The sequence below is a fragment of the Pseudoalteromonas sp. TAE56 genome, assembly GCF_000497955.1.
In the GTDB taxonomy this organism is placed as follows: domain Bacteria; phylum Pseudomonadota; class Gammaproteobacteria; order Enterobacterales; family Alteromonadaceae; genus Pseudoalteromonas.
Window position 1 is genome coordinate 1 of record NZ_AUTN01000041.1, and the last position, 7,515, is coordinate 7,515.

6 protein-coding genes are annotated in these 7,515 nt (G+C 39.9%); 3 read left to right on the forward strand and 3 right to left on the reverse strand.

The genetic code is table 11. From position 1 onward, the window contains the following. Both purN and L656_RS0101440 read left to right on the forward strand, forming a co-directional pair. Positions 1–497 (forward strand): phosphoribosylglycinamide formyltransferase (gene purN / locus L656_RS0101435; RefSeq protein ID WP_024597918.1); only part of this gene is annotated, 497 nt, incomplete at its 5' end. A gap of 16 nt (positions 498–513) precedes the next feature. Then, positions 514–1,263: a DUF3108 domain-containing protein gene (locus tag L656_RS0101440; protein ID WP_024597919.1), complete on the forward strand. Its 750-nt coding sequence runs from the start codon at positions 514–516 to the stop codon at positions 1,261–1,263. A 32-nt stretch (positions 1,264–1,295) separates the two neighbouring features. Here the strand turns inward: L656_RS0101440 and L656_RS0101445 are convergent, their stop codons facing one another. Beyond that, a complete protein-coding gene (locus L656_RS0101445) occupies positions 1,296–2,060 on the reverse strand; it encodes a class II glutamine amidotransferase (protein WP_024597920.1) in 765 nt (254 codons plus the stop codon). Between the two features lie 324 nt (positions 2,061–2,384). On the opposite strand from L656_RS0101445, the gene fadE reads away from it, so the two are divergent. Continuing rightward, on the forward strand, positions 2,385–4,841 hold the full coding sequence (gene fadE, locus L656_RS0101450; protein ID WP_024597921.1) for an acyl-CoA dehydrogenase FadE: 2,457 nt from the start codon (positions 2,385–2,387) through the stop codon (positions 4,839–4,841). Between the two features lie 125 nt (positions 4,842–4,966). Here fadE and L656_RS0101455 read toward each other — a convergent pair whose 3' ends face one another. Beyond that, positions 4,967–6,088, reverse strand: coding sequence for a PepSY-associated TM helix domain-containing protein (locus tag L656_RS0101455; RefSeq protein ID WP_024597922.1), 1,122 nt, complete (start codon positions 6,086–6,088; stop codon positions 4,967–4,969). A gap of 18 nt (positions 6,089–6,106) precedes the next feature. Next, the coding region (locus tag L656_RS0101460; protein ID WP_024597923.1) for a TonB-dependent receptor domain-containing protein at positions 6,107–7,515 on the reverse strand (1,409 nt) is incomplete at its 5' end.

Sequence of the window (7,515 nt, forward strand, 5' to 3'; positions counted from 1 at the left end):
AAGCCGGTATTGCTACAAAAGTGCTCAGTCATAAAGATTTTGACTCGCGCGAAGCGTACGATGCGCAATTAATGAACGTTATCGACTCTTTTATGCCAAATCTAGTTGTATTAGCTGGGTTTATGCGTATTCTTACTCCTGGCTTAGTGCAAAAATATGTTGGAAAAATGTTGAACATTCATCCATCTTTGTTGCCTAAGTATCAGGGGCTGAATACCCACCAAAGAGCAATTGATGCAAAAGACGATGTTCATGGCGTAAGTGTTCACTTTGTTACTGAAGAATTAGACGGCGGTCCCGTTATCCTTCAGGCGCAAATACCTGTACTCAAGGATGATACAGCAGAAACATTAGCAAAACGCGTGCATGAACAAGAGCATATAATTTATCCTTTGGTGGTCAAGTGGTTCAGTGAACACAGACTTACTATGGAAGCAGATTATGCAGTTCTTGACAAAAAACAACTTCCTGCACACGGCGCGCACTACCCACAATAAAAAAATAAGTGCCCTGTTGTTATGTGCGGGCGCTTTACTTCCAACTAGCCTAATTGCAGGCGAATTGACCCAGTATCAAGCTAATTACGATATTTTACGCAAAGGTAAAAATCATGGTGAGGCTGTTCGTGAGCTCAAAAAAACGGGCGATGATACTTATGAACTAACATACCACAGCAATATTGAGTGGATGATCTTTTCTGATTCTCGTGAAGAAACATCAGAGTTTACCTTTAAAGATGGTAAGGTTACCCCGCATCATTACAATATGATCCGCACCGGTACAGGCCCAGATAAAGATTATAAGATTGATTTTGATACGACAAATAAGGTAGTGACTAGCAGCGCTAGCGAATACCCACTAAAATGCGAATGGACTGATGAATTTCAGGATGCTATTTCGTACCAAGTGCAAGTGCGCGAAGGATTGAAAAAAGGTGAAACGAGCTTTTCATTTCCGCTTATAGACAAAAAAGGTAATCGCCGCGACTACAACTTTGAAGTATCTGGCACCGAGATGATTTCGTTGCCTATTGGTAATGTAGAAGCCATTAAAGTAAAACGTTTATACGATAACGATAAACGCCAAGCGATTGCGTGGTTTGCGCCAGAAATGGATTACATGCTGGTACGTATGTGGAAAGGCGAAAAAGGTATGGAGCAGTTTGAAGTTCAAATGAATTCATTTACTGTTACTGCACCTACAGCTGTTGCACCTACAGCTGTTGCGCCTGCTACAGCACAACAACCTCAAGAAGCTAACTAGCTTTTAAATAAATCAGTAATAAAATAGGTGGGCTAAATTAGCTCACCCATCTTAAACAATGCAAATTCTCCCGGCTCCATTTTTTGCCAACGCTCATCGTTAGTTAATGGCCTTGTTGTTATTACCGTCACTACATCGTTTGGTGTGGTCTCTTGTTGAAAATCAACCACCATGTCGGCATCAATCAACGTTGCTTTACCAAATGGCGCACGGCGCGTTATGTAATGTAAGTTATTAGTGCAATACGCTAAAACAAACACCCCGTCGGTCAATAACATATTAAACACCCCTTTTTCACGCAACGTATGCGACAACTTAGCAGCGTATCTAAAAACCGACGCCATATTACTTGGACGCTTTGGGTATTTTTCGCGAATTTTATCAAGTAACCAACAAAAAGCGAGTTCACTATCGGTGTTACCCACTGGGCGATAGTACTCTGTTTTTAAATCATGATAATTAGATAACTGCCCGTTATGAGCGTAAGTGATTTCACGCCCCCATAACTCTCGCGTAAAAGGATGAGTATTTTCAAGACATACTCGCCCACGGTTACCTTGGCGAATATGGCTAATAACCGAGACACTTTTAATTGGGTATGCTTTAACGAGCTTTGCAATTTCAGATTGATAACTCGGCTCAGGATCTTTAAAGGTTCTACAACCTTTACCTTCGTAAAACGTAATGCCCCACCCGTCTTTATGTGGTCCCGTGTTTCCGCCACGCTCTAAAAGGCCTGAAAAACTAAAACAAATATCGGTAGGCACATTGGCTGACATGCCAAGTAATTCACACATTAATAAAATAACCCTTAAAAACCATACATTAAAATAAATAGCGTTATATTTGTATATTAAGCGTACACTAATTTGCAGCCCGCTATAACGGCTATACTTACTTAAAAAATGTCATTTTGCTATTAGATTTATTTATTTTTACGTTAACACTACTTACGGTTAATGCTTTGACTATACGATAGTTATTGTGCGTTCCTCTGTCGGGTAATTAAATATCGTATTTAAGTTACTTTCTACTACAATTTAACATCGTTATGTACTTGAAAATTACTCTTACTAGCGCTACTCTAAGTGAGGTGGTCTGACCTCTATTAAGGAATAAAAATGACACTCATATTTACACTGGTTCTAATCGCGTTGCTTTGCACTGCGGTTTACCACAGAGCAAGTTGGAACACAGCACTTGGTGTTTCGGCTATAACTTTATTAATTGGTACCTTTGCGGGTGCTTTTGGTTTAATTAGCTGGTTGATCTTTTTGATCATCGCGGTTCCTCTTTCTGTTACTGGCCTTCGTCAGCAATATATCATCAAGCCAATTTTTGCTACGTTTAAAAAAGTAACGCCAAGCATGTCTGATACTGAAAAATCAGCTATTGATGCCGGTACGACGTGGTGGGAAGCTGACTTATTTTGCGGTAACCCAGATTGGAAAAAACTTCACCAATATCCAGTTCCTAAACTTACTATTGAAGAGCAAGCCTTTGTAGATGGCCCTGTTGAAGTAGTATGCAGCATGTTGGACGATTGGGAAGCAACGCATGAACTAACCGACCTTCCTCAAGATGTATGGCAATATCTAAAAGATAATAAATTCTTTGCCATGATCATCAAAAAAGAATACGGCGGTTTAGAGTTTTCTGCATTTGCACAATCATGTGTACTTCAAAAACTAACAAGTAAATCAACATTACTTTCGTCAATTGTTGGTGTACCAAACTCTTTAGGCCCAGGTGAATTATTACAACACTATGGTACAAAAGAGCAAAAAGATCATTACTTGCCGCGCTTAGCGAGCGGTCAAGAAATTCCATGTTTTGCATTAACGTCGCCAGAAGCGGGTTCTGATGCAAGCTCAATTCCAGACTACGGTGTGGTGTGTAAAGGGCAATGGAATGGCGAAGAGGTTGTGGGTGTTAGTTTAACGTGGAATAAGCGTTACATTACACTTGCCCCAGTTGCTACCGTACTTGGTCTGGCGTTTAAATTACAAGATCCAGACGGCTTAATTGGCGACAATAAAGAGCCAGGCATTACCTGTGCACTTATTCCAACGGATACTCCTGGAGTTGAAATTGGTCGTCGACATTTCCCGCTTAACGTACCATTTCAAAATGGTCCTACTCGCGGTAAAGACATCTTTGTACCACTTGATTACATTATTGGTGGTCCAGATATGGCTGGTCAAGGCTGGCGCATGTTGGTTGAATGTTTATCGGTTGGTCGTGCAATTACGTTACCGTCAAACTCTGCCGGTGGCATTAAAATGATTGCTATTGCGACAGGTGCTTATAGCCGAATTCGTCGTCAGTTCCGTTTACCTATTGGTAAAATGGAAGGTGTTGAAGAGTCACTAGCTAAACTTGCGGGTTATGCTTACAGCTCTGATGCTGCGGTTAGTATGTCTACGGGTGCGGTTGATTTAGGCGAAAAGCCATCGGTTGTTTCTGCCATAATAAAATACCACCTGACAGAGCAAATGCGTGATGCAACTATTCATGCAATGGATGTACTTGGCGGTAAGGGCATCATGCTTGGGCCAAATAACTATTTAGGTCGTGGCTATCAAGGTGCACCTATTGCCATTACCGTTGAAGGTGCAAACATCTTGACCCGTAATATGATTATTTATGGTCAAGGTGCGATTCGCTGTCATCCATTTGTACTTACCGAGCTTGGTGCGTGCGAAATTGAAGACCGCGAAGAGGCGCTTAACGTATTTGATAAAGCGCTAATGGGTCACATTGGTTTTACTATGTCGAACCTTGTACGTACTAAGTGGCTTGCTCTTACCGGCGCTCGTTTTACAAGTGTGCCGTACAACGACGAAACCGCTGAATTTTACCGTATAGCGTCACGCTTTAGTGCATCACTTGCACTTATGTCTGACATTAGCATGGCAGTATTTGGTGGCTCACTAAAACGTAAAGAACGTATTTCAGCACGTTTAGGTGATTTACTTAGTTACCTATACTTAGTATCTGCAACGCTTAAGCGTTACAACGATGAAGGCCGTAAAAAAGAAGATTTTGCTCTAGTAAAATGGAGTTGCCAAGATCACCTTTACCATTGCCAACGTGCACTTGCTGATTTAATTAATAACATGCCTTCGGCTCCACTACGCGCCGTGTTAAAAGTATTGTTATTCCCGTTTGGTCGCCCTGTTCGTAAACCAACTGACCAACTTGAGCATAAACTAGCACAACTACTACAAGTACCTAGCGAAACGCGTAACCGTTTAGCAAGCTACGTATACCTAACAAATGAGCCACTTAACCTTGTAGGTCGTCAAGAGCAAACCCTTAAAGACGTCCTTGATGTTGAGCCATTATTTGAAAGAGTATGTAAAGAGAAAGGCCTTAAACTGCCATTCTTTCAGCTTGATAAAGTAGCGCAAATAGGGCTTGAAGCAGGCATTTTAAGCCAAGCAGAGGCTGACAAGCTAGCTGCTGTTGAGCAATCTCGTTTAGATGTTATTAACGTTGATGACTTTGACCCGGCTGATTTACTTGCAGGCAAAGCCGCGCGTAATAGCGTTAAAAAAGAAGCTAATGCCGCTTAATTAACTAAGTAAGCATTTGAATACTAAAAGCCAGCGCCTAATGCGCTGGCTTTTTTGTGTAAAATAAATTTTTATATATCAAATCGCACATATCAAGCAATCAAATACTCGACGATAAGTGTAAATTAGCGCTTAGTTATCAATCGCTTCCATGCTAAAACTATGCCTGTATACACTAAAAAACATGCGAGCAATGATGCCAAACCAGCTAATGTTTGCCCTAAAAAACCAAAGTATTCACCGGTATGTAAAAATCGAGATGTTCCCCATGCTTGATCGCCTCGCGTCCAATCCGATTTTTTTAACGTTTTAATTGCATCACCAGTGCGAGTATCTAAAAATAATGAATACGCATATTCTTGGCGATTCCCGATACTGGTATCAATATAAAAACGTGCTTCGTGTTTTTTGTCACCTAATTCTAACCACATTGAATACCAATCAGCAGCACCATTATTAATTGCATGTACTTTAGCTTGTTGAAATAAAGTATCGTACAGTACTTCATCAGCCGATAAATCTAATACTGGTAGATGCTTTTCACGCTCCGGTACACTTTGTCCAAATGCGCCGTACAGTGCCTTATTTGCCCAATCAAAATGAAACAAAGTAGCCGTTAATGACAAAACGAGTAAAACCGGTAAACACCAAATTCCAAAAACTAAATGCCACTGCCTATTTCGATGATGTGATGATTTGTAACTCTTTGCTAGTAATAAATATCCTTTTAATGCAGAGCGGTTAAATCGCTTTGGTAACCACAGATAAACACCCGATAGTAATAAAAAGATAAAAAATAGATTAGCGTAGCCATTTATATTTTTACCAATCACCTGCGAAGCGCCATGCAGTAATAAATAACGATGTATATCAGTTACAACGTGAAAAAAGTCAGCCGCTAACCCCTCTCCTTCACGAAGCACGTCTCCTGTATAAGGGTGTAATAAGTAGCTATGCTTTCCAGCCCAGGCAGGAATGGCAGCCCCTTCTCGATTAACCCAACGAATATAAATATGTGATTGACTCGGATGCGATTTTCGCAAAATATCCACAACATCATCAGTCGATAGTCGCTGTTGAACATAGGTGTTATTTACAGTAAATCGCATTTCATCTAGCTCAACAATCTGTCGCTCATAGGTTAATAGAAAACCCGTGAACGACATGCTAAAAATAAATAAACCGGCGATTAGACCTATAATTAAGTGGGCCCAAAAGACCCACTTTTTAAACAATTTTAAGAACATAAAATAAGTTACTTATTCTTAAAACTGATAAGAAATCGATAAGCGAATATCGCGCCCAGATTCGTATGGACCAACAACAGTGCCAAATACTTCACTGTAATCACCCACACTTGAATGATCGATATATAACTCATTAAATAAATTAGTAACAGCAACATTAAATAATAATGCATTCGTCACATTCCACTGCCCATATAAATCAACAGTGGTATAGCTTGGTTTATTTAGGGTATATAAAGAATCGGTCCAACCAAGGTCAACAGCTTGATGAAGAGTATTAATATCGAGTGAATCGACTTTAGTTACACTAAAACCAACCTTTGCATCAGTGTTAATGTCGTAATCAACGCCAGCAACCCATGTATTGCCTCTGCTATTCCCTAAACCGACAAACTCATAGCCATTAATATCAATTGCATCATAACTTACACTGTACAACCCATCACGTGGGTCAAGCTCTGTATCAGTAGCTGAAAATCCAATGAAGAAATCAAATGAATTTAAACGATATGCTAGGTCAAACTCAAATCCTTTAGTCTCTAACGTGCCTATATTGTTATAAACCGAGTTTCCTTCATACCCTTCAAATATCACATCATCTAAAGACGAATTATAAATACTTGCCTTAGCGGATAAATTTTCATTAGTGTACGTTATGGATGCTTCAATATTAGCTACGGTCTCAGGTACTAAACTTTCATCCGCTACTGGAATATCTGAACCGTCATATAAATATCCATCAATGGTAAAGCCATCACCTATTTGTTTACCACGCGCGGCTTCAGCATACCCAAGCCCTACTGTCCAAGCATCATTAATGTCGTATGCTAAACCGATATTAAAACTCAGTTCATTGTCATCTAAACTCGATGCGCTTTCTGTAATTGCAGTGCCGTAATATTCATCTAATAAGATGTCTTGTTTAAACTTATAACTATCAAAACGCACCCCATAACTCAGTAAAAGTTGTGGAGTAATATCACTATAACCTTGTGCATAAACACCCAGTACACTGCCTTGTTCTGAATTTTCTTTTGCACCTGCTGCAGACCCACTCGATACTTCATCATTTCTATAATCAACGCCATAAACAAATTTATGTTCATCAATAATACTTGTATTACGAATATCTAAGCCATATGTGTCAATGTCAGCAAGCCAAGCAAATCGGCCGCCATTAAAAGATGATTCGGTTTTGTATGCTGTCGCCTCTAAATACAATAAGTTATTGTGAGAAAATATATAATTAGCAACGTAAGTCTCTCGCTCTGCTTCACTTGGATACAAAGCATCACCTTCTTGTACCGCCCAGTTAGGGCGTGCTGAAAAATCCCCTTCTTCGTCGCGTTTTTCAATACTTACCGACAAATGATGATTATCTGCTAACTCACCACTGGCTTTAATAAACATCATATCTTGATCGGCGG

Bases quoted from the DNA above. Each gene is read 5' to 3' on its own strand.
- L656_RS0101455 (WP_024597922.1), bottom strand. From the start codon at position 6,088: ATGTTCTTAAAATTGTTTAAAAAGTGGGTCTTTTGGGCCCACTTAATT.
- fadE (WP_024597921.1), top strand. From the start codon at position 2,385: ATGACACTCATATTTACACTGGTTCTAATCGCGTTGCTTTGCACTGCG.
- L656_RS0101445 (WP_024597920.1), bottom strand. From the start codon at position 2,060: ATGTGTGAATTACTTGGCATGTCAGCCAATGTGCCTACCGATATTTGT.